20 protein-coding genes and 1 pseudogene are annotated in these 21528 nt (G+C 71.9%); 10 read left to right on the top strand and 11 right to left on the bottom strand.

Annotation, left to right across the window (positions count from 1 at the left end):
* The first annotated feature begins 10 nt into the window (after positions 1-10).
* From Q7L65_RS06010 to Q7L65_RS05990, 5 genes and pseudogenes are all read left to right on the top strand, one after another.
* Positions 11-985, top strand: coding sequence for a C-terminal binding protein (locus Q7L65_RS06010; RefSeq protein ID WP_304719410.1), 975 nt, complete (start codon positions 11-13; stop codon positions 983-985).
* Positions 982-1989, top strand: coding sequence for a thiamine pyrophosphate-dependent dehydrogenase E1 component subunit alpha (locus tag Q7L65_RS06005; protein ID WP_304719408.1), 1008 nt, complete (start codon positions 982-984; stop codon positions 1987-1989). The genes Q7L65_RS06010 and Q7L65_RS06005 overlap by 4 nt, the downstream gene beginning before the upstream one ends.
* Positions 1989-2972, top strand: a pseudogene (locus tag Q7L65_RS06000) (alpha-ketoacid dehydrogenase subunit beta); the annotation flags it as partial. The gene Q7L65_RS06005 and the pseudogene Q7L65_RS06000, both read left to right, overlap by 1 nt.
* Positions 2973-3043: 71 nt before the next feature.
* Positions 3044-3289 carry a biotin/lipoyl-containing protein gene (locus tag Q7L65_RS05995; protein ID WP_304719406.1) on the top strand — a complete coding sequence of 82 codons (246 nt, stop codon included), beginning with the start codon at positions 3044-3046 and terminating at the stop codon, positions 3287-3289.
* 209 nt (positions 3290-3498) lie between these two features.
* Positions 3499-3858, top strand: coding sequence for a hypothetical protein (locus Q7L65_RS05990; RefSeq protein ID WP_304719404.1), 360 nt, complete (start codon positions 3499-3501; stop codon positions 3856-3858).
* Between the two features lie 39 nt (positions 3859-3897).
* Here Q7L65_RS05990 and Q7L65_RS05985 read toward each other — a convergent pair whose 3' ends face one another.
* From Q7L65_RS05985 to Q7L65_RS05970, 4 genes are all read right to left on the bottom strand, one after another.
* Positions 3898-4317 (bottom strand): hypothetical protein, encoded by a 420-nt coding sequence (locus Q7L65_RS05985; RefSeq protein ID WP_304719403.1) that lies wholly within the window; start codon positions 4315-4317, stop codon positions 3898-3900.
* Positions 4318-4481: 164 nt separating this feature from the next.
* Complete coding sequence (locus tag Q7L65_RS05980) at positions 4482-5219, bottom strand: GntR family transcriptional regulator (RefSeq protein ID WP_304719400.1); 738 nt, start codon at positions 5217-5219, stop codon at positions 4482-4484.
* Entirely contained in the window at positions 5216-6022 is an 807-nt protein-coding gene (locus Q7L65_RS05975) for an MBL fold metallo-hydrolase (protein WP_304719398.1), read from the bottom strand. Before Q7L65_RS05975 ends, Q7L65_RS05980 begins: the two co-directional genes overlap by 4 nt.
* A 138-nt stretch (positions 6023-6160) precedes the next feature.
* Entirely contained in the window at positions 6161-8404 is a 2244-nt protein-coding gene (locus Q7L65_RS05970) for an AAA family ATPase (protein ID WP_304719396.1), read from the bottom strand.
* Positions 8405-8515: 111 nt separating this feature from the next.
* Here Q7L65_RS05970 and Q7L65_RS05965 point away from each other — a divergent pair, with 111 nt between their 5' ends.
* Positions 8516-9469 carry a glutathione S-transferase family protein gene (locus Q7L65_RS05965; protein ID WP_304719395.1) on the top strand — a complete coding sequence of 318 codons (954 nt, stop codon included), beginning with the start codon at positions 8516-8518 and terminating at the stop codon, positions 9467-9469.
* A 287-nt stretch (positions 9470-9756) separates the two neighbouring features.
* On the opposite strand, the gene Q7L65_RS05960 is transcribed toward Q7L65_RS05965, so the two are convergent.
* From Q7L65_RS05960 to Q7L65_RS05930, 7 genes are all read right to left on the bottom strand, one after another.
* Positions 9757-11046: an aspartate aminotransferase family protein gene (locus Q7L65_RS05960; RefSeq protein ID WP_304719393.1), complete on the bottom strand. Its 1290-nt coding sequence runs from the start codon at positions 11044-11046 to the stop codon at positions 9757-9759.
* Positions 11047-11168: 122 nt separating this feature from the next.
* A complete protein-coding gene (locus tag Q7L65_RS05955; RefSeq protein ID WP_304719390.1) occupies positions 11169-11969 on the bottom strand; it encodes an IclR family transcriptional regulator in 801 nt (266 codons plus the stop codon).
* A gap of 793 nt (positions 11970-12762) precedes the next feature.
* Complete coding sequence (locus Q7L65_RS05950; RefSeq protein WP_304719386.1) at positions 12763-13416, bottom strand: helix-turn-helix domain-containing protein; 654 nt, start codon at positions 13414-13416, stop codon at positions 12763-12765.
* 190 nt (positions 13417-13606) lie between these two features.
* On the bottom strand, positions 13607-14080 hold the full coding sequence (locus Q7L65_RS05945) for a MarR family winged helix-turn-helix transcriptional regulator (RefSeq protein WP_304719385.1): 474 nt from the start codon (positions 14078-14080) through the stop codon (positions 13607-13609).
* Positions 14077-15456 (bottom strand): DHA2 family efflux MFS transporter permease subunit, encoded by a 1380-nt coding sequence (locus tag Q7L65_RS05940; RefSeq protein ID WP_370552528.1) that lies wholly within the window; start codon positions 15454-15456, stop codon positions 14077-14079. The genes Q7L65_RS05945 and Q7L65_RS05940 overlap by 4 nt, the downstream gene beginning before the upstream one ends.
* Positions 15457-15552: 96 nt before the next feature.
* On the bottom strand, positions 15553-16857 hold the full coding sequence (locus Q7L65_RS05935; protein ID WP_304719382.1) for a polysaccharide deacetylase family protein: 1305 nt from the start codon (positions 16855-16857) through the stop codon (positions 15553-15555).
* A 61-nt stretch (positions 16858-16918) separates the two neighbouring features.
* A complete protein-coding gene (locus tag Q7L65_RS05930) occupies positions 16919-18112 on the bottom strand; it encodes an HRDC domain-containing protein (protein ID WP_304719380.1) in 1194 nt (397 codons plus the stop codon).
* A gap of 118 nt (positions 18113-18230) precedes the next feature.
* On the opposite strand from Q7L65_RS05930, the gene Q7L65_RS05925 reads away from it, so the two are divergent.
* From Q7L65_RS05925 to Q7L65_RS05910, 4 genes are all read left to right on the top strand, one after another.
* Entirely contained in the window at positions 18231-18767 is a 537-nt protein-coding gene (locus Q7L65_RS05925) for an Rrf2 family transcriptional regulator (RefSeq protein WP_304719377.1), read from the top strand.
* A gap of 31 nt (positions 18768-18798) precedes the next feature.
* Entirely contained in the window at positions 18799-19572 is a 774-nt protein-coding gene (sufC, locus tag Q7L65_RS05920; protein WP_304719375.1) for a Fe-S cluster assembly ATPase SufC, read from the top strand.
* Positions 19573-19576: 4 nt separating this feature from the next.
* A complete protein-coding gene (locus tag Q7L65_RS05915; protein ID WP_304719374.1) occupies positions 19577-20821 on the top strand; it encodes a cysteine desulfurase in 1245 nt (414 codons plus the stop codon).
* Between the two features lie 270 nt (positions 20822-21091).
* Positions 21092-21505 (top strand): iron-sulfur cluster assembly scaffold protein, encoded by a 414-nt coding sequence (locus Q7L65_RS05910; RefSeq protein ID WP_304719372.1) that lies wholly within the window; start codon positions 21092-21094, stop codon positions 21503-21505.
* Positions 21506-21528: the final 23 nt, after the last annotated feature.

The following is a 21528-nucleotide window of genomic DNA, read 5'->3' as shown; positions in this document are numbered from 1 at the left end:
AAGGGAGACGATGAGGCCGCTGCTGCTTCTGACCGACGCCGACCGCTTCCCGTTCGCCGCGCCCGAGCGCGCGGCGGCGGCAGCGGCCGGTGCCGACCTGCTGTCGCTCGACGGCCACGATCCCGCGCGGATCGTGGCTGCGGGCGGCGGCGCCGCCGCGGCGATCTTCGTCTACCACGCGACGGTCGACGCGGACCTGCTCGACCAGCTGCCGCAGCTGCGCGTGGTGGCGCGCTGCGGCAGCGGCTACGACAAGGTCGACGTCGAGGCGGCGCACGCGCGCGGCGTCGAGGTCGTCTACGTCCCGGACTACGGGACCGACGACGTCGCCGACCACACGCTCGCGCTGCTGCTGGCGTGCGCCCGGCGCGTGCCGTCGTCGGACCGCGCGCTGCGCGCCGGGCGCTGGCTGCCGTACGCGCAGCTCGGCGCGATGCGGCGGCTGCGCGGCGCGACGCTCGGGCTGCTCGGCTTCGGCCGCATCGCGCGCGCTGCCGCCCGTCGTGCCGACGCGTTCGGGATGGAGCTGCTCGTGCACGATCCCGGCGTCGACGACGTCACGCTCACGCGCGTGGGCGCCACGCGCGCCGACGACCTGAACGACCTGCTGGAGCGCTGCGACGCGCTCTCGATCCACCTTCCGCTGACCCCCTCCACGCAGCGCCTGATCGGCGCGCCGGAGCTGGCGGCGATGAAGCCCGGCGCGTTGCTCGTCAACACGAGCCGCGGCGAGATCGTCGACGAGGACGCGCTCGCCGCGGCGCTCGCCGGCGGTCATCTCGGCGGCGCCGGCCTCGACGTGTTCGAGGTCGAGCCGCTCCCCCAAGACAGTCCCCTGATCGGATTGGAGTCTGCTGTGGTCACACCCCACTCGGCGGCGTTCTCCGAGCAGGCGCTCGCCGAGGTGCGCAGCCGCGCGCTCGACGACGCCCTGCGCGTGCTCGCCGGCGACCAACCCCGCGATCCTGTGCCGGTGCCGCGATGAGCGCCGCGACCACGAACGGCGGCGCGTCGCCGGCGACCTTGGCCCGCGCCGACCTCTACCGCACGATGCGCACGATCCGCCGCTTCGAGGAGCAGATCGTGATCCTCGTCAACTCCAACGAGATCGCCGGCGTCACGCACGAGTACATCGGCCAGGAGGCCGTCGCGACCGGCGTCTGCGCCGCGCTGCGCGACGACGACGTGATCACCTCGACGCACCGCGGCCACGGTCACGTGATCGCGAAGGGCGCCGACGTGGCGCGGATGATGGCCGAGCTGCTGGGCCGCACGACGGGCCTCAACCGCGCGCGCGGCGGCTCGATGCACATCGCCGACGTCTCGCTCGGGATCTACGGCGCCAACGGCATCGTCGCGGCCGGTGCGCCGATCGCCGCCGGCGCGGCTTGGGCCGGCGTGCAGGCCGGCAGCGATCGCGTCGCCGTCTGCTTCTTCGGCGACGGCGCCGTCAACCAGGGCGTGCTGCACGAGACGATGAACATGGCCGGGATCTGGAGACTGCCGGTGCTGTTCGTCTGCGAGAACAACGGCTACGCGGTGTCCTTTGCGCAGGAGGATGCGACCGCTGGCTCGCTGGTCGAGCGCGCCGCCGCCTACGGGATGCCGTCGGTCGCGGTCGACGGGATGGACGTCGAGGCGGTCGCGACGGCCGCGGCCGAGGCGGTCTCGCACGCGCGCGCCGGCGGCGGCCCGTCGTTCCTGGAATGCCGCACCTACCGCTTCGTCGGTCACCACACGGCCGAGGCGACGATGGGGCTCGGCTACCGCAGCGACGAGGAGATCGCGGGGTGGCGGGAGCGCGATCCGCTGCTCGTGCTCGGCGCGCGGATGGAGGCCGGCGAGATCGAGGCGATCGACGCGTCGGTCGAATCGTCGTTGGAGAGCGCGCTGGCGTTCGCGCGCGAGAGCCCGCGCCCGGAGGTCTCGACGGCGCGCGACCATGTGTACGCGAGCGGCCCCGTGCCGCGCGAGGGGGTGGCGGTCTGATGGCCCGCATGCGATACCAGCAGGCGCTGGCGAAGGCGCTGCGCGACGAGATGCTGCGCGACCCGTCGGTGTTCGTGCTCGGCGAGGACGTGCGCGCGTCGCTGCGCGGCGTCACGAGAGGGCTCGCGGCGGAGCTGGGCGAGCAGCGGATCATCGACACGCCGATCTCCGAGCAGGCCTTCACGGGCTTCGCGATGGGCGCGGCGCTGGCCGGCCACCGCCCGGTCGTCGAGTACCAGATCCCGTCGCTGCTGTTCACGGCGTTCGAGCCGATCGTCAACCAGGCGCAGAAGTTCCGCCTGATGACGGGCGGGCAGGCGAAGGTGCCGGTGACCTACATCGTGCCCGGCTCCGGCGCGCGCATGGGCCTCGCGGCGCAGCATTCCGACCACCCGTACGCGCTGTTCGCGCAGGCGGGCGTGAAGACGGTCGTGCCGGCGACGGCGTCGGACGCCTACGGCCTCTTCGTCGCCGCGATCCGCGACGACGACCCGGTCGTCTTCTTCGCGCCGGCGGCGGCGCTCGGCTCGCGCGAGGAGGTCGCCGACGACGCGGAGCCGATCCCGCTCGGCGTCGGCCGCGTGCACCGCAGCGGCGACGACGTGACGGTGGTCGCGGTCGGCCACCTCGTCAGAGACGCGCTGGCGGTCGCGGAGGCGCTGGCGGCGTCGGAGGACGGGGCCACGATCTCGGTGGAGGTCTTCGACCCGCGCACGATCCACCCGTTCGACTGGGAGGGCCTGCGGGCGTCGGTCGCCAAGACGGGCCGGCTCGTCGTGACCGACGACACCAACCGCACGTGCGGCCTGGCGGCCGAGGTCGTCGCGACGGCGGCGGAGGAGTTCGCCGATCTGCTGGTCGCGCCGCCGAAACGGATCACCCGCGCCGACGCGCCGATCCCGTTCGCGGTCGAGCTGGAGGTCGCGCTGCTGCCGAGCCGGGAGCAGCTGACGGACGCGATCCGCGCGGTCGCGGCGGTCGGACCCGGTCCGCGCCCGGCGGCTGCCGGCGCCGGCGCCGGTGCCGGAACCGGCGCCGCCCAGGAGGTCGCCCGATGATCGACGTCCACATTCCGAAGATGGGCATGTCCACGGTGGAGGTGGAGATCCTCGAGGTGATGGTCGAGGTCGGCGACCGCGTCATCGCCGGCGACTCGGTCGTCGAGGTCGAGGGCGACAAGGCGACGTTCGAGGTTGAGGCCGGCGCCGAGGGCGTCGTGGCCGAGATCCTCGTCAGCCCAGGTCAGGAGTGCGCGGTCGGCGACGTGGTCGTGCGGATCGCGGACGACGCGGCGGCGTGAGCACAGATGCCGCCGCTCCCGCCGGCACATTCGTGCGCGCGACCCGCACCCAGAAGCTGATCGCGCGCCCGTGAACTCCGGCACGCCGCTCTTCGCCTCGACCATCCGCGGTCGCTCTGGACGGCGACTGGATCGCCTCCCATGGTGGTAGCAGTGAAGATGTGCGACCTCGAGCGGGATCTCAAGCCGGGCCGGCCGATCCCCTCGTCGTGGGCGAGCGATCGCTCAGGTTCGCGGCGACGCTTCTCGCGGCCGCCGCCGCGGTGATCCTCGGAGTCCTTGCGACTGGGCTGATCGAGCACGTGAACGGCGCGGCATGCGGCGCCGAGATTCCGTTCTGCACGACGCCGACCCAGCAGTTCGCGCGCGTGACGGTGGCGGCCGTCTGCGGTGTCGGCGTCGTCGGCTCGGCGTTGTCTGTGTGGGCTCTGTGGGCAAGCTCGGCGCTCAGGCGCCACGCCTACCGGTTCGTGCTGTTCGCCGCGATCGTCGCGCTGACGCTCCTGATCGTCGATCCCGCACAGCACCTGGCCCAGGATCAGGGCGTCGGTCAATGGTTCGGTTGGTAGGTCCGTCGCGCGAACGCGGGCGGCCCCGACGGCGATCGGCTACTCCGCGACCGCGTCGAACGTCAGCTGCCCGGCCAGCGGATCCTCCGGCGGGGCGGGTTCGAGCGTGCGGCGCTCGGCGTCGAAGGCCTGCAGCTTGGCGAGCTTGCGGTCCTTTGCGGCGAGTCTGCGTTCGAGCTGCTCGATCTTGTTGTGCAGCCTCGCGCGCTCCCTGTCGAGCAGCGCTCGCTCGGCGCTGAGCTGCGCTCGCTCGGCCGCGAGCTGCTCGACGTGCGTCGCCAGCCGCTCACGCTCCACGTCGAGCTGCTCGACGTGCGCGAGCGTCCCGCCGACGGCGCTCTTCAGCTCGCGCGACAGCGCCCCGAATCCGGCAAGCACGAAGCCGCCGACGATCGGCCCCCGCACGCCCGCTCGCGTGCGTCCGGCGCGGCGGCTCGTCTCGCGATGCACGTCAGACATGCCCGAGATCGTACGCACCGGACCGGCTGTCAGCCGCCTCCGCAGGCTCGGATGGACGAGGTACTCACCCTCTCAACCAGCAGAAACCATCCCTCCGGACCAGCTCTGGCTATACCTCTGGACCAGCTTTCGCTCGAACTCTCGCCCACCGCAGCGGATGTTCTCTATCGCTCCGCGAACATCTCTCTCGTGACCGCGAACTGGGCGCCGAGCAGTCTGAGGGCGGCGCTGGCGTCGTAGGCCTCGATCGCGTCGACGAGGGGGGCGTGAACGGAGATGATGCGGGTGAAGTTCTCGTCGGGGTCGGCTTCGGCCATGCGACGGTTGCCGATCGTGATGACGGTGTGGATCACGGGGGCGAGTGCGAGCCAGGCCTGCGTCAGGAAGCGGCTGCCCGAGAATTCGAGCAGCGCGCGGTGGAAGTCGATGTCGAAGTCGACCAGGCGCTGGGTCGACGCGCCCTCGTCGAGCACGAGCGCGTAGGCGCTGCGGATCGGGGCGGTGTCGGCTCTGGCGGCGATGCCGCGGCGGATCGCGGTCGACTCCAGCTCGAAGCGCACGCCGACGAGGTCCTCCAGGTCGGCGGCCGAGAAGCCGACGACGACGGAGCGGCCGTTGGGCTGCGTCCGCACCAGGCCCTCGCCCTCCAGCACGTGCAGGGCGTTGCGGATCGGTCCGCGGCTGACGGCCAACTGCTCGGCCAGTCGCGCCTCGACGAGCGGCTCGCCGGCGACGAGCGTTCCCTCGACGATCGCCTCGCGCAGGACCGAGGCGACGCGACCCGAGTAGACGCTGCGATCGAGCTTCACCGCGTGCTGCCCCGGCGTGCCGCCGGGCGCCCCGGCGGCTGCGTGGCGGCCAAGGTTGAGGCTCGTCATCGGATCGGTCTGCTCCTTCGTCATGCGGCGATCGTCACCCCGGTCGGACGCACGTCGATGCGCTCGCCCAGCTCCAGCACCCGCACCGCGGGCCCGCCGAGCTTCGCACACGCGTCGGCGAACAGCCGCGGGTCGAGCGTCGGTCTGCCGCCGGGCGCGTGGCTGCTGCCGTAGGCCTCCGGAGCCCACATCCCGTAGTGGCAGGGGATCGCGACCGCGGGCGCCAGTTGCGTCGCCATCAGCGCCGCCTCGAGCGCGTGCATGTTGCCGCCGCTGCCGTTGGTCACGAAGATGCCGACGTCGAACGGGGCGCGCGCGTGGACGGCGAGGCAGCGCTGGTCGTACTCGGTGTCGCCGCTGTGCAGGATCCGCGTGCCGCCGACTTCGATCACGTAGGCGAGCGCGTCCTCGGTCAGCCAGCCGGCGACCTCGTGTCTGGCGTAATGACCGTGGAACGTGAACGCCCCGACGGTGACCGTCTCGCCGCGCTCGACGGTGACGATCTGCTCGGACCGGATCCCGCGACCGACCAGCCGCGAGACGATGCTCGACGGCCCGACGAAGACGACGCCGGGGTTCGCGCCGGCGAGCGCTCTGCAGGTGGTCAGGTCGAGGTGGTCGTGGTGGCTGTGCGTGATCGCGACGACGTCGGCGCGGGTCGCGGCCGGGTCGAGCGGGATCGGCGCCAGGCGCGGCAGGCCCAGCTCCTCCAGCGCGAACTCGGACAGGTACGGGTCGAGCAGGCACAGCTCGCCGCTTGGCGCCTCGATCGCGTAGCCGGCCTGGCCGATCCAGGTCAGCCCGACCGTCGCACTGTCATCCGCCATGACCACTCCCGAGAAGTTGAAAACTGTTACCCGTTCACTGTATCGGGAGCGGGGCCCGGCATGCGAGCGCGACGCGTGTCGCGGAGGGGAGCCGGCCGCGCACGTTCGGCCGCGGCGCAGCAACGGCGCGAGCCGCCGCTACGCGTGCAGCTCGTCCAGCCGTTCGGCGAGGCGGCTGTGGCGGCGGCCGGCGTCGGTCGTGCGAGCGGCGCGGGCGACCATCTCGGGGGTGCCGACGACGACGGTCGCGACGGTCGAGCGGGTGATCGCGGTGTAGAGCATCTCGCGCCGCAGGAAGCGGCCGCCGGCGGCGGGGTGGGCGACGACGATCGCGATCGGCAGCTCGATCCCCTGGCCGCGGTGCACCGAGCACGCGTAGGCGAGCTGCAGCCCGCCGACCTCGGCCGCGGGGATCTGCACGACGCCGCCGCCGTCGACCCCGACCAGGACGCCGCCGGCGTCGCCGCCGCCTCTGCGTCTCGGTTCGGCCGCCTCCTCGTCCTCGTCCTCCGACCCGCCGCCGGCCGGCGCGACCTCCTGCAGCAGCCGCAGCAGCGAGCCGTTCATCACGCCGAGGTCGTGCAGGTTGCGCCCGACCAGCATCAGCTTGTCGCCGATCCGCAGCCGCCCGTTGCCGACCTCCAGGCCGTCGGCGTTCAGGGCCGCGCGCAGCGATCTGTTGAGCGCGTCGATGCCCAACTCGCCGCGATAGACGGGGGCGAAGACCTGGATGTCGCCGTGCGGGTCGACGCCGTAGTGCTTCGGCAGGCGCGAGCTGACGAGCGAGACGATCTCCTCGCGCGCGGCGACGGGATCGTTGCGCGCGATGAAGAAGAGGTCGTGCTTCATCCCGTCCGCGCGCACGAACGAGGGCGCGTTGCCGCCGCGGATCGCGTGCGCGCCCTGCACGATCATCGAGCCGGCCGCCTGGCGGAAGATGTGCTGCAGCCGCGCGGTCGGCACGCGGCCGGAGGCGACCAGCTCCGCGAACGGCTTGCCGGCGCCGACGGGCGCGAGCTGATCCGCGTCGCCGACGAGCACCACGTGCGTCGAGTCGCCGATCGCGCGCAGCAGCGTCACGAGCAGCTCGAGGTTCGCCATCGACGTCTCGTCGACGATCACCAGGTCCGTTCTGAGCGGCGTCGCCTCGTCGTGGACCGGGCCCTCGCCGGGGATCCACGCGAGCGCCGAGTGCACGGTCGAGGCGTCGAGGCCGGTCGCCTCGGTCATCCGCAGCGCCGCGCGCCCGGTCGGCGCGACGAGCATCACGTGCGCGCGCTGGTCGCGCGCGATCTGCCCGATCATGCGGATGCTCGCGGTCTTGCCGGTGCCCGGCCCGCCCGTCACGACCGACAGCCGCTGCGCGAACGCGCCGCGCACGCCGGCCCACTGCTCGCCGGTCAGCTCGACGCCCTCCGCGCCGGCGTCCGGCGGCTCCTCCGGCACGCTCAGCTTGTCCGACGGCTTGCCGTCGAGCAGCGCCGCGACGCGCTCGGCCAGCTCGCGCTCCAGCCGCGCGACCTCGGCACGGTAGACCCAGACGGCGTCGTCGTCCTGCGCCAGCTCGACGTCGCCCTCGTGTTCGAGCTCGGCCAGGAACGTCGCCGGCGGCGGGCTCTGAGCGCTCAGCAGCTCGCGCGTGCGCAGCAGCAGCGCGGCGGCCGGCTGGCAGGTCGAGCCGTCGCGCTCGGCCTCGGTCAGCGCGTGCAGGATCGCCGCGCGCGTGCGGCCCTTGCTCTCCAATGGCGCGCCGAGGCCGCGCGCGATCGCGTCAGCGGTGACGAAGCCGACGCCGAAGACGCTCGTGAGGTCGTACGGCCGCTCGCGCACGACGCGGTAGGAGCTGTCGCCGTAGTGCTGGTGGATCCTGCCGGCGAGGTGGGCGAGGCCGTGCGGCGCCAGCAGCAGGTGCAGCCCGCGCGTGGCGCGCAGCGCATCCCACGAGCGGGCCGCCTCGCCGGCGCGCTGCGGCGTCAGGCCGGCGCGCGCGAAGGCGCCCTTGGGATCGCGGTCGATCTCGCTCAGCGCGTCGGCGCCGAACAGCTGCTGCAGCGCTCTGGCTCGCCGCGGGCCGATGTGGCGGACTCTGCGCAGGTAGGCGAGCACGGCCTCGTCGTCGGTCGGCACGAGCGGGTGCGCCTCGCGGACTCTCACCTGCGGGCCGTAGCGCGGGTCGATCACCCAGCTGCCGGCGACCGTCGCCTGCTCGCCCTGCTCGAGGTGGACGAGCGGCCCGACGAGCACGATCCGCTCGCCATCCCATTCGCCGTCGAGCACCGCGAAGCCGCTGTCCTCGTTGGCGAAGCGCTGGCCCGTGACGACGACCTCGCCGGCGAACGCGTCGCCCTCGGCGGGCGGCCAGGTGGGGGAGGGCAGGGGCATCGTCAGCCAGCCTAGTGACTCATTTGCGACAGCAGACCACGTGTTTCGCGCGCCTTTGCGCACCCGCTAGTATTAGTTGCGCAAGCAACAACTTTTGGAGCCATCACGCCGATGTCCGACACCGCCGCTTCCTGCGCCGTCCAGTTTCCGAAGGAGTCGGACGCGCGCGGCGCGTTCGTCCGACAGCAGAGCCGCTTCCGCGACTGGGTCACCGCCGACGGATCCAGTCCCTACCCGGCCGAGCCCGGTCGCTACCACCTGTACATCTCGCTCGCCTGCCCGTGGGCCTCGCGCACGCTGATCGTGCGCAACCTCAAGCGGCTGCAGGACGTGATCGACGTCACCGTCGTCGACCCGCTGCGCGACGAGCGCGGCTGGCGCTTCACCGCCGAGGAGCCCGATCCGGTCAACGGCTTCGAGTATGTGGCGCAGGCGTACGCCGCCAGCGACCCCGCCTTCGACGGCCGCGTGACGGTGCCGGTGCTGTGGGACAAGCGGACGGGGCGGATCGTCAACAACGAGAGCGCCGACATCATCCGGATGCTCAACTCGGCGTTCGACGAATGGGGTGACGCCAGCGTCGACCTCTACCCGCAAGCGTTGCGAAGTGAGATCGACCCACTCAACGAGCGCATCTACGCGACGGTCAACAACGGCGTCTACCGCGCCGGTTTCGCGGGCTCCCAGGAGGCGTACGAGGAGGCCTTCGACGCGCTCTTCGAGACGCTCGACGTGCTCGACGAGCGCCTCGCCGGACGGCGCTACCTGACCGGCGACCAGATCACCGAGGCGGACTGGCGGCTGTTCGTCACGCTCGTGCGCTTCGACGCCGTCTACGTCGGCCACTTCAAGTGCAACCTGCGGCGGATCGCCGACTACCCGAACCTGTCGGGCTACGTGCGCGACCTCTACCAGCAGCCGGGGATCGCGCAGACGGTCGACTTCGACCACATCAAGCGCCACTACTACATGACGCACCCGCAGCTGAACCCGTCGCGGATCGTCCCGAAGGGCCCGGCGCTGGACTTCGACGCGCCGCACGATCGCGCGCGGCTCGCAGCCTGAGCACCAGCGGAGCCTGAAGAAAAGGGTGGCCGGCCGCGCCAGGGGGAGCGCGACCGGCCGGAGCCACGCGGGGCGGCGTGGCCCGTGACGGCCTCGGGGGAGAAGCCGTCACGCTTTGAAAACTTCCCACTCGCGACCCCTTCGAGTCACTGTGAGATCGTAAGTGTCGCGCTTTTGGCGGACGTTCGCATTCCCGACAGTGAAGAAGCCTTCACCAAATCGGGTCTGGTCGATCAGCGCACCGCTATCCGTTCAGCGATCTGGACCCCAGATGGCGCGTGTGCACTCTATCGGACGGACGCCGCGGCGACCGCGTCGAGCGACTCGCCGACCGTCGTCGCGAGCAGCTCGATCTGCTCCTGCTCGATCGTCAGCGGCGGCGAGACCGCGATCCCCTGGCCGAGCGCGCGCACGATCACGCCGCGCTCGCGAGCCGCCGCGAAGACCGCCCCGGGCGCGCCGGCGGCGTTCGCCTCCGGGGTGAACTCGAGCGCCGCCAGCAGCCCGACGCCGCCGCGCGCCTCGTGCACGAGCGGATGCGCGGCCAACGGCTTCAGCGCCTCCAGCAGCGGGCCCTCCAGCTCCAGCGCGCGGCTGACCAGTCCGTCCTGCTCCAGCAGGTCGAGGTTGGCGCTGCCGGCCGCGCAGCAGGTCGCGTGCGCCGCGTACGTCGCGCCGTGGCGCAGCGTGTTGCCCGCCTCGTCCCAGAACGGCTCCGCCACGCGCCCGGAGGCGACGACGCCGCCGAGCGGCAGGTAGCCGCTGGTGACGCCCTTGGCGAACGTGATCATGTCGGGGCTGAGGCCGAACCGCTCCGACGCGAACCAGTGCCCGACGCGGCCGAACGCGCAGATGACCTCGTCGGCGACGAACAGGATGCCGTGCTCGTTGCAGATCGCCTGGACGCCCTCGAGGTAGCCCGCCGGCGGCGGCAGCACGCCGCCCGCGCCGATCACCGGCTCGGCGAAGACGGCCGCGACGCGCTCGGGGCCGACCTGCAGGATCTCCTGCTCCAGCGCCGCGAGCGAGTCCCACTGCACCGACGAGACCTGACTCATCAGCGGGCCCCAGCCCGCGCGGTTGCCCTCGATCCCGCCGATCGCCGTGCCGTAGCCGTTGGTGCCGTGGTAGCCGCCGGTGCGGCCGATCAGGTGCACGCGCTCCGGCTGGCCCTTCGCGCTCCAGTAGCGGCGCGCGATCTTCGCGGCCGAGTCGAGCGCCTCGCCGCCGCCGGTCGTGAAGAAGACACGCGCGTCGTCGACCGGCGCCAGCCGCGCGACGCGCGCGGCGAGCTCCTGCGCGGGCGGTGTCGTGAAGTCGCCGAACGCCGAGTACGCCTCCAGCCTGCCGAGCTGCTCGACGATCGCGTCGGCGATCTCGCGCCGTCCGTGTCCCACGTTCGCGTACCAGAGGCTCGCGGTCGCATCGAGATAGCGGCGATCCTCCTCGTCGTAGATCCAGACGCCTTCGCCGCGCGTCAGGACGAACTCGCTGTGGCGCACCGCCGACATGTCTGAGAAGGGGTGCCACAGGCGGGTGTCCGCCACGTCGGCCTCCCGGCGATCGATCGAAGTCATGACGGGACTGTCGCAACGGCCGCGGGAGCCCACAAGCCGCCATCGGTCCAACGTCGCGGGGCGGCCTTGTGCAGGATGGCGAGTGTCGATCGGTGAGCGCGCCTTGCGCGCACACCCGCGCGTCAGGCCGCGGTGGGAGCGCCCGCGCCGTTGGCCGGCGTGCCGGCGCCCTCGCCGGGCTCGTAGCCGAGCTCGCGCGAGACCTCCAGCATCCGTCCCCGCACCAGCTCGCCGAGCTCCGACAGGTCCTGGCGCAGCAGCCGCGCGGCGGGGCCGGAGACGCTCGCCGCGGCCACCACCTCGCCGTCGGAGCCGAAGATCGGCGCCGCGATGCAGAGCACGCCGTCCTCGTACTCCTCGCGATCGATCGCATACCCACGCGCGTGCGCGCGACGCAGCTCGACCTCCAGCTCGTCGGCGGCGGTGATCGTGTGCGGGGTCAGCGACGGGAACGGCGCGCGCTCGCGCAGGTCGCCGATCACGTCACCGGTCTGGAACGCGAGCATCGCCTTGCCGGCTGCGCACGCGTGCGCGGGCACGCGCCGGCCCAGTTCGGTGAACATCCGCACGGTGCGGCTGCTCTCGGCCTGGTCGACGTAGACGATCGTGAAGCGGTCCAGGACGCAGAGGTTGGTCGTCTCGTCGGTCGCGTCGCGGATCATCAGCAGGTGCGGGCGCACCGCCGTGCGCAGCCGCTGCATGCGGTGCTCCTGCCCGCCGGCCAGCTCGACGACCTTGTGGCTGAGGCGGTAACGGCTCGTCTGCGGGTTCTGCACGACATAGCCGCACGCGATCAGCGTCGCGAGCAGCCGATGCGTCGTGCTCGGCTGCAGACCCGTGCGGTGCGCCAGCTCCACCAGCCCGATCTCGTCGGCCGCGGCGACCGCTTCGAGAAGGTCGAAGCCACGCGCGACGGACTGCACGATCGCGGGACTCTTCGCCTGACTGGGGATCGGACAACCTCATTTCCGGGATGCGGAATCACCGACCGTACCAGAGCAGCCGCGCCAAGCGGGAATCGTGCGCGCGCTCGCGCCATATAGCCCTTTGTCACCCGATCGAAACACCGCCTTCAGGCAGAGCAGAAAGCTATGCATTCGTTTGTCAGGATCGCGAACAACGACGATACCGGTGCATCCCGCGAGGCCGCTGTATACAGCTGCCAAGGTGTCGGTTGTGGACGTAATTGAGCGGTTGACGCAGCTGTCCAAGCGCGTTAGCGTGGCAAGCACGAACTCCGCAACCACGGGGATTTCGTGTCGAGGGGAAGGGGCGTGCCGTCGCGGCGCCTCGTGGAACGTCAAGCAGTGCATCAGTTCTTCGGTTCTCCGGAGATTAATCATGAGATCGGAAACCGAGCAAAACCTGCCGATCCAGCATCCACACGGATGCAGGTCCACCGCACCGGCCCTCCTGCACGGGGCATACGCGATGGTCTGCACACACGCGCCGGCACGCGACGGCGCAGTGGATCCTGATCGGCAGACGGCGGCGCCACGTGCGCACAGTCTGTCGGCGGCACATGGACCCGGAACCGCGGCCGCGCCCACGCGAGCGCGAAGCGGCTTCTACCCCGGGGCCTTGCCCAGACTGTCGCTGCCGGACGCCGTCGCCCGCCGATAGGGCCACCGCGAGGTTGGCCCGCGGCTTCGGCGGCCGCTGCGTGGGGGACGCAGCGGCCGCCGAGAATTTCGCCGGCGCCGATTTTTCGGCTGGTCAGCGACTGTCGAACAGGCGCAGGAACGCATCCGCCGGTGCCTGCTCGCCCTCTATCCGCAGCGCGTTCGCGTTCGTCTCGGGGCTGAGCGTCGCGACCCATTGCTCTGCCGTGCCGCTGATGCGTATCGCGGCGTCGGGGGCGGGGCGGTGTTCCACCTTGGCGCGGCCGCTCTGGCGCACGTAGGCGTATTCCTGGGGCTTCTCCTCGTGCTCGATCGTGAGGGCGAGCTCGCCGTCGGCGCCGTTGGGCGCGGTGGCGAGGAAGGGGGCGAGGCGGAAGCAGGCGGCTACGTCGATCCATTCGTCGGCACGTGGGGCGGACCAGTTCGTCTGCAGTTCCCAGCGGGCGATCTCGCCGATCACCGGCAGCAGGGAGCGGCCGCGGTCGGTCAGCTCGAGGTCGACGCGCGGCGGCAGCGAGCGGAAGCGGCGGCGCACGATCAGCCGCTCCTCCGCCATCTTCGCCAGGCGCGCCTCGAGCGCGCCCGCGGAGACGCCCGGGAGCCAGCGGCGCAGCTCGTCGAGTCGCAGCGGCCCCGCCGCCAGGTCGCGCACGATCACCATCAGCCAGCGGTCGCCGAGGACGTTCAGCGCACGCGCGTCCGGTGCCCACTGACGGCGCGGCTTCTCCCCGAAGTCCCTTGTCGGCATGAACGGTTCCCCGACCGCCCATCCGGCGCACGCACGTGCGGCAGTCCACCCTGGAGCGGCCCCTCGATATGACGATAAATCGTAAAACGCCCCTGCAAACGGCAGGGAACAACGCTGTTCCTAGGACGTGGAAACATACCAAAATCCCACATCACGGTGAGCTGCTGGGTCCGTGCGGCCGGCCAGCGTGTCAGCGCGCGAGTTGCGACAGGATCCGCGCGAGCGTGGCGAGGTCGTCGGGCGCCAGCGTCCGCAGCCCGGCCGGCGGGACGTCGAGCAGTTCGCTGGCGCGCGCCGCGATCCGCTTGCCCTCCGCCGTCGCCGAGACGAGCTTGGCGCGCCGGTCGCGCGGGTCGGCGGTGCGGGCGACCAGCCTGAGCTGCTCGAGGTCGTCGACGATCCGCGTCGCGTACGGCGGATCCGTCTGCAGCCGATCGGCGAGCGCGCGCAGCGTCAGCGGCTGCTCGGCGATGTACTTCAGCGATCGCACGCGCGCGAAGCTGAGCCCCAGCGCCTCCGCGATCTCGTGCCGGCGGTCGTGGTCGAGCACCAGTTCGCGCATCACGCTCCAGCTCAGCTGGACGGGATCGCTCGCCGCGTCGTCGGCGCCGGCACGCCGCTGAGCGCGGTCGTCGTCGCCCGCCGCCTGCGCCCGGTCGCTCACGTGCCCGCCGCCGTCCGGTCAAAGGCCAGCGCCGCGCGCGCCGCGGTGCCGTTCGCCCAGCGGCTCGTCGTCGCGATCCCGAGCAGCAGCACCAGCAGGCCGCAGCCGGTCACCAGCCACCAGCCGGTGTGGCCCGCCGCGGCGATCGCGCCGTCGGACGCGAGCGCGGCGCTCGGCACCGCGATCGCGCCGACGACCGCGACGCCGAGCGTCGAGCCGAACTGGCGGCTGGTCGACGCGACCGCCGCCGCGACGCCCGCCTGGTCGGCCGGCATGCCGGAGACCGCCGTGTTCGTGATCGGCGGGTTGACGAAGCCGAAGCCGATTCCGAACAGCACGTAGGCGGCGAACAGGTGCGCGAGCGACGTCGTGCCGTCGACGCTCGTCAGCAGCAGCGCGCCGAGCGTCATCGCGACGCCGCCGATCAGCAAGCACGGGCGCGCGCCCGCGCGCGCCAGCAGCCGGCCCGCGAGCGGCCCGCCGATCACCGTCATCGCCGCCATCGGCAGCGTCCACAGGCCTGCCGTCAGCGGCGACAGGTCGCGCGCCTCCTGCAGGTAGAGCGTGTTGAGGAAGAGGAAGCCGCCGAGCCCGGCGAACGCGGCGACGGCGATCCCGGTCGCACCCGAGAACGGCGCGCTGCGGAAGAAGCGCATGTCGATCAGCGGCTCGCGGCGGCGCAGCTCCCATCGCACCAGCGCGATCAGCAGCACGAGCGCGAAGCCGAACAGCGCGATGCTGCCGCTGGAGGTCCAGCCGTGCGCCGGCGCCTCGATGATCGCGTAGGTGAGCGTCGCCAGCAGCAGGATCACGAGCACCTGGCCGACGGCGTCGACGCGGCGGGCGCGCGCGGCCTTCGACTCCGGCACGAAGCGCGTCGTCAGCAGGTACGCGGCGATCCCGACCGGGACGTTGATCCAGAAGATCGCGCGCCAGTCGACCGCCTGCACGAGCAGCCCGCCGAGGACCGGTCCGAGCGCCATGCTGACGCCGATCGTGCCGCCCCAGATGCCGATCGCCTGCGCGCGCTCGCGCGGATCGGTGAAGGTGTTGCGGACGATCCCCATCGCGACCGGGTTCAGCATCGAGCCGCCGATCGCCTGCAGCACGCGGGCGGCTATCAGCAGCTGCACGTTCGGTGCGATCGAGCACAGCAGCGAGCCGAGCGAGAAGAGCGACAGCCCGACCTTGAAGATCCGCGCGCGGCCGAGCCGGTCGGCGGTCGAGCCGGCCAGCAGCAGCAGCGAGGCGAGCGTCAGCGTGTAGGCGTCGACGGTCCACTGCAGCTGCGCGACAGAGGCGCCGAGATCGTTGCGGATCGACGGCAGCGCGATGTTCACCGCCGTCGCGTCGACCCCCACGATGAAGAGGCTCATGCAGCAGATCGCGAGGATCAGGAAGCGGCGGGGATCGGGCTGGGGCGCGTCGGGCACGCCATCGACGATAGCAATGCTTGTACGGCTACAACTATCTCAGCGGTACGTCATCGTCGCGCCGATCAGCTGCGCGACCGTCACGAACCCGTAGCCGCGCGCCTTCAGCGTGTCGATGATCCGCGGCAGCGCGGCGAGGCCCTGCGAGCGCGGTCCGCCACCGTCGTGCATCAGCACGATCGAGCCGTTGTGGACCCCGTTGACGACGCGCTGGTAGTCGGCCTCGGTGCCGGGCAGCTGCCAGTCGTTCGTGTCGACGTCCCACTGGATCGTGTTGAAGCCGAGGCCGCGCGCGAGGCTCGTGAGGCTTCCGCTTATCGCGCCGCCGGGCGCGCGGAAGGCGCACGGGCGGAAGCCGGTCGCGGTCTGGATCGCGTTCGCGGTCGAGGTGATCTGGCCCGAGGCGAAGGCGCCGCCGGCGGAGACGTTCGGGTGGCTCCAGGTGTGGTCGCCGATCTCGTGACCCTCGGCGAGGACGCGGCGCGCGATGCTGGCGTTCGGCGCGACCTGCTGGCCGATCATGAAGAAGGTCGCCTTCACGCCCTTCTGCTTCAGCACGTCGAGGAAGCTGTTGGTGTAGGTCGACGGCCCGTCGTCGAAGGTGAGCGCGACGACCCTCTTCGCGCGCGAGCCGTTGGTGACGAAGTCGGGCCCGTTCGGTATGCAGCCGACCGGCAGCGGCACTCTCAGTTGCAGCACGGCGCCGTTCGCGGGTCGGGCGCGGAAGCAGTCCCGCGTGCCGCCGACGTTGCAGCCGTCGGTGCTCGACAGCACGCGCCAGCGGACCGCGGAGCCCTCGGGGATGCCGGCCTTCTCGAGCGTGAAGCGGGCGCTGATCGCCCTCGGGTCGCGGTGCGACACTCTCGCGCTGAGCGCGTGCAGCGGGCCGTGGCCGCCGGACTTCAGCACGCGCGCGAGCGTCAGCGTCGTCGTCGCGCCCGTGCGCCGCACGCAGACCTCGCGCGACTGCACGCCGCCGGCCTCGTAGACGAGCCGCAGGCAGAGCGTCTGTCTGTTGCGCCGCAGCGACGCCGGCGACCAGCGCGCGTTCGTCGTCGCGGTCCAGGCGAGCACGCTGCCGTCCTGCGTCAGCGCCGCGCTCCGCAGGCCGAGCGGGGCGAGCGCGGTGCCGGTGTCCTGCGGCTCGACGGGCGCGTCGTCGCCGGTCCCGCTGCCGGGTCTCTGGGCCGGCGGAACGTTGCCGGGCGCCGCGCCGCCGCCGCCGTCGCCGGCGGCGCTCGCGACCGGCGTGAGGTCGTCCGGGGCGGGTGCGGCGACGACCCCGGTCGGGATCGCGATCAACGCGAGCGTCAGCGTTGCGAGCAGGGGGAGGCGGCGGGACATGCGCACGACCTTAAACATCGGCAGGCGCGCCCGCGAGTGAAGCAATCTTCCGTGCAGACCCTCAGTCCTCGAGCGGCCGCACGTCGATCTTGCCCTCGCGGATCGCGACCGCGCGCCGGCCGGCGAGCACGTCGGCCAGCTCCGCGCCGACCAGTTCGCGGCGCCAGCCGGTCAGCGCGCGCACGTCGGGCTCCGGGTCGCCGCGGCGCGCGGCGATCACGATCTGCTCCAGCTCCGCGCGCGAGGCGACCAGCTCGTAGGCCAGTTCGGCTTCGATCGCGCGCGTGCGGATGACGGCCTCGACGAGCGCGATCAGCGGCGCGTCGCCCTGCTCGCCGCCGGGCCGGCGCGCCTCGCGCGCGATCGGCTCGGCGTTGCTGCCACGCTCGACGGCCTCGACGATCGCGTCGCCGCGGCGGCGCAGGTGGCCGCCGTGAAGGCCGCGGATCTGCTCCAGCTCGCGCGTGCTGGCCGGCTTGCGCTTGGCGATCTCGACGAGCGCGGGGTCGGGCAGGATCGTGCCGACCGGCTTGTCCTCCTGCTGCGCGGTGCGCTCGCGCCAGGCGGCGACCTCACGCGCGACCGCGCGTGCGCGCGGGTCCAGCTGTCCCGAGCGCGGCAGCCGCTCGAACGCGGTCTCGGGATCGCGCTCGTCGCTGGCGTCCTCCATCCGGCGGCACTCCTCGCGCGCCCACTCCAGCCGGCCGCTCGCGGTCAGCTTCTCGTGCAGCGCGTCGCTCAGCTGCAGCAGGTAGACGACGTCCTCGCGCGCGTAGGAGAGCTGCTCCTCCGTCAGCGGGCGCGCGTCCCAGCGGGTGTAGCTGGCGGTCTTGCCGACGCGCAGGCCGAGCGCGGCGCCGAGCAGGTTGCCGTAGCCGGTCTGCGCGCCGTAGCCGGCGAAGCCGGCGGCGACCTGGGTGTCGAAGACGTTGCGCACGTCGGTCTTCCACGCGCGCCGCAGGATCGCGACGTCCTGGCGCGCGGCGTGCAGCACGATCTCGATCTGCGGATCGGCCAGCACCGCGGCGAGCGGCTCGATCGCGAGCTCGTCGAACGGGTCGAACAGCGCGATCCGCACGCCCTCTTCGCCGTCGGGGTCCGGCACCGCGACCTGCACGAGGCACAGCAGCGCGCGATAGCGGCCCTCCGACATGAACTCCGTGTCGATGCCGAGGCGGCCGGATGCGACCGCCAGCTCGGCGATTCGCGCGATCTCGTCGCTGCCCGCCAGCGTGGTGACAGATTCTTGTGGCACTTGGCCCACTATGAAGGAGCGGGCGGTCGTGCGTCGGCGGCCACTACCATGCCGCGCCGCGAACGTCGTGACTTCGGGCGGCCGAACCAACACCGACCCCGCTGGTAGGATTTAGCGAATGATCTTCTCCTCCAAGGCCGAGTACGGCGTCCGCCTGATGGTCGAGCTGGGCCGCCAGGCGGCCGACGCGCCGATCAGCCTGAAGGCGATCGCCGCCGCGGAGAACCTCCCGCTCGCATACCTGGAGCAGGTCGTCGCTCGGCTCAAGAAGGCCGACCTCGTCAGAAGTGCGCGCGGCGCCCACGGCGGCTACTGGCTCGCGCGCCCCGCCGAGCAGATCTCGATGGACCAGGTCGTGCTCGCGCTGGAGGGCTCGATCGCGCCGATGGAGTGCTTCGTCAACGATCAGACCGAGCGCGTGCTGTGCTCGCACGCCGACCACGGCGTCGCCGACCATCACTGCGCCACCAAGCTGCTGTGGATGCGCGTCCAGACGGGCGTCGTCCGATCCCTTCAGACCACCACGCTCGCCGAGCTGGTGGAGTTCTCGCGGCGCGAGAGCGGGGCCCGCAAGGCGCCCGCGTCCGCCGCTTCGCCGCTCGCGGTGACCGCCCACGGGAGCGATTCGCTTCCGTCCGCCGCGCCCGCGGCCTGAATCGAACACCCCCACCAAACCCCCGGAGACCATGGCCGAGCTCGAAATCCGCAACCTGCACGTCCGCGTCGGCGAGAAGGAGATCCTCAAGGGTCTCGAACTCGCGATCGGCAAGGGCGAGATCCACGCCCTGATGGGCCCCAACGGCTCCGGCAAGTCGACGCTCGCGAACGTCGTGATGGGTCACCCGAAGTACGAGGTGACCGATGGCCAGATCTTCTTCAAGGGCGAGGACATCACGGAGGCGGCCACCGACGAGCGCGCTCGCATGGGCCTCTTCATGGCGTTCCAGTACCCGGTCTCGGTGCCGGGCGTGACGGTGACGAAGTACCTGCGCACGGTCATGAACGCGCACCGCGAGTCGCGCGGCGAGGAGCCGATCTCGCTGAAGGACTTCCGCAGCACGGTCGAAGCCGCGATGAGACTGACCGAGGTGCCGAGACAGTTCTCCTCGCGCTACCTCAACGAGGGCTTCTCCGGCGGCGAGAAGAAGCGCATGGAGATCCTCCAGCTGGCGCTGCAGAAGCCGGACATGGCGATCCTCGACGAGACCGACTCCGGCCTCGACATCGACGCGCTGCGCGTCGTCTCCAACGGCGTCAACGCCGTCGCGGGCGACCACATGGGCGTGCTGATCATCACGCACTACCAGCGGATCCTGCATCTCGTGCAGCCGAGCCACGTGCACGTGATGTACCAGGGCCGGATCGTCAAGGAGGGCGGCCCGGAGCTCGTCGGCGTGCTCGAGGAGAAGGGCTACGGCTGGATCAGAGACGAGGTCGAGGCCGCCGCCGCGGCCTCGTGACGCGATGAGCGCCGGCGCTCCCATCCGCACGTTCGACGCCGCCGCCGTGGCGGCGCAGTTCCCGATCCTGCAACGCGAGATCGACGGCAGGAGAGTCGTCTACCTCGACAGCGGCGCGACGGCGCAGAAGCCGGCGTCGGTGATCGAGGCGCTCGACGACTCCTACCGCCTGCACAACGCGAACATCCATCGCGGCGTCTACACGCTCGCGCAGGAGGCGACCGAGCGCTTCGAGGGCGCGCGTGAGCGGATCGCGCGCTTCATCGGCGCACGCCCGTCGCAGACGATCTTCACCAAGAACGTGACCGAGGCGATCAACCTCGTCGCGTACTCGTGGGGCCGCCGCAACGTCGGCGCCGGCGACACGATCGTGCTGACGCCGATGGAGCACCACGCCAACATCGTGCCGTGGCAGCAGCTCGCGCGCGAGGTCGGCGCGAGACTCGCCTACGTCGAGCTGGCCGAGGACGGCCGGCTCGACCTCGACGCGCTCGACACGCTGCTGAAGCTGGAGCCGAAGCTCGTCGCCGTCGCGCACGTCTCCAACGTGCTCGGCACGCGCAACCCGGTCGAGGAGATCGTCCGGCGCGCGCACGCGGCCGGCGCGCTGGTGCTGGTCGACGGCGCGCAGGCGGTGCCGCACATGGCCGTCGACGTCGAGGCGATCGGCGCCGACTTCTACGGCTTCACCGGCCACAAGGTCTACGGGCCGACCGGCGTCGGCGTGCTGTACGGCCGCCGCGAGCTGCTGGAGGCGATGGAGCCGTTCCTGACCGGTGGCGACATGATCGGCCAGGTCGACTTCCACGAGTCGACGTGGAAGGAGCTGCCGTGGAAGTTCGAGGCCGGCACCTCGCCGTACATCGAGGCGACTGGCCTCGGCGCCGCGGTCGAGTGGCTCGACGCGCTCGGGCTCGACGCGGTCCACGCGCACGAGCAGGAGCTGACGCGCTATGCGCTGCAGGCGCTCGCCGAGGTGCCGAGGCTGACGATCTACGGTCCGGCCGCCGAGCATCGCGGCGCGATCGTGTCGTTCGCCCTCGACGGCGTCCATCCGCACGACGTCGCGGAGATCCTCGGGCGCGAGCAGATCTGCGTGCGCGCCGGCCACCACTGCGCCCAGCCGCTGATGCGCCGTCTCGGCGTGCCGGCGACGACGCGCGCGAGCTTCGCGGCTCACACGACGCCGGCCGAGATCGACGTGCTGGTCGAGGGTTTGGCCCGCGTGCGCCGGATCTTCGAGCTGTGACGGGCAGAACGACCTCTTGCACTATGCACTTTACTTCAGCGCAATGAACTACTACGATGACGAAGGTCTGGTCGAGGGCTTGCGAGAGCAACTCCGAAATCGATCCGACATGCCGCCATCCACCTGCTCGCGGGGACGCGAGCTTGCACGCGGCGAACCGGCGGGGGGTGTCGCGACCACACCCCCCGTCGCCTCTTCGGGAGTGCCCGGTGCCGACGGCGCCGGGCACGGCCCCGTCGTCCGCAACGGCGCCGCTAGGGTGTGAGTGAGATGGACGACCTCTACCGCGAGTACATCCTCGAGCACTACAAGCGGCCTCACAACTGGTCGCCGCCGCAGGAGGAGCTGGCCAGAGCGGACCTCGAGTTCGAGGACGCCAACCCGCTCTGCGGCGACACGCTGCGCGTCCAGATCGCCGTCGACGCCGACGATCGCATCGAGCAGATCCGCTTCTCCGGTCACGGCTGCGCGATTTCGCAGGCGGCCGCCTCGATGTCCTCCGACGAGGTGATCGGGATGCCCGTGCGCGAGTTGCTGGAGCTCGACAAGTCGTTCGTGCTGGACCTGCTCGGGATCGACATCTCGGCGACGCGGATCAAGTGCGCGCTGCTGTCGCTGAAGGTGCTCAAGAGCGCCGCGCTCGGCGGCGCCGCGGCATGGCCCGACGCCGAAGAGGCAGCGTAGCTGCGACGGTCGCGCCGGCAGGG

This window comes from Conexibacter sp. CPCC 206217 (genome assembly GCF_030646165.1).
Taxonomy (GTDB): Bacteria; Actinomycetota; Thermoleophilia; order Solirubrobacterales; family Solirubrobacteraceae; genus Conexibacter.
Note: the sequence above shows the minus strand (reverse complement) of the source record. Positions and strands in the feature narration are given on the sequence as shown.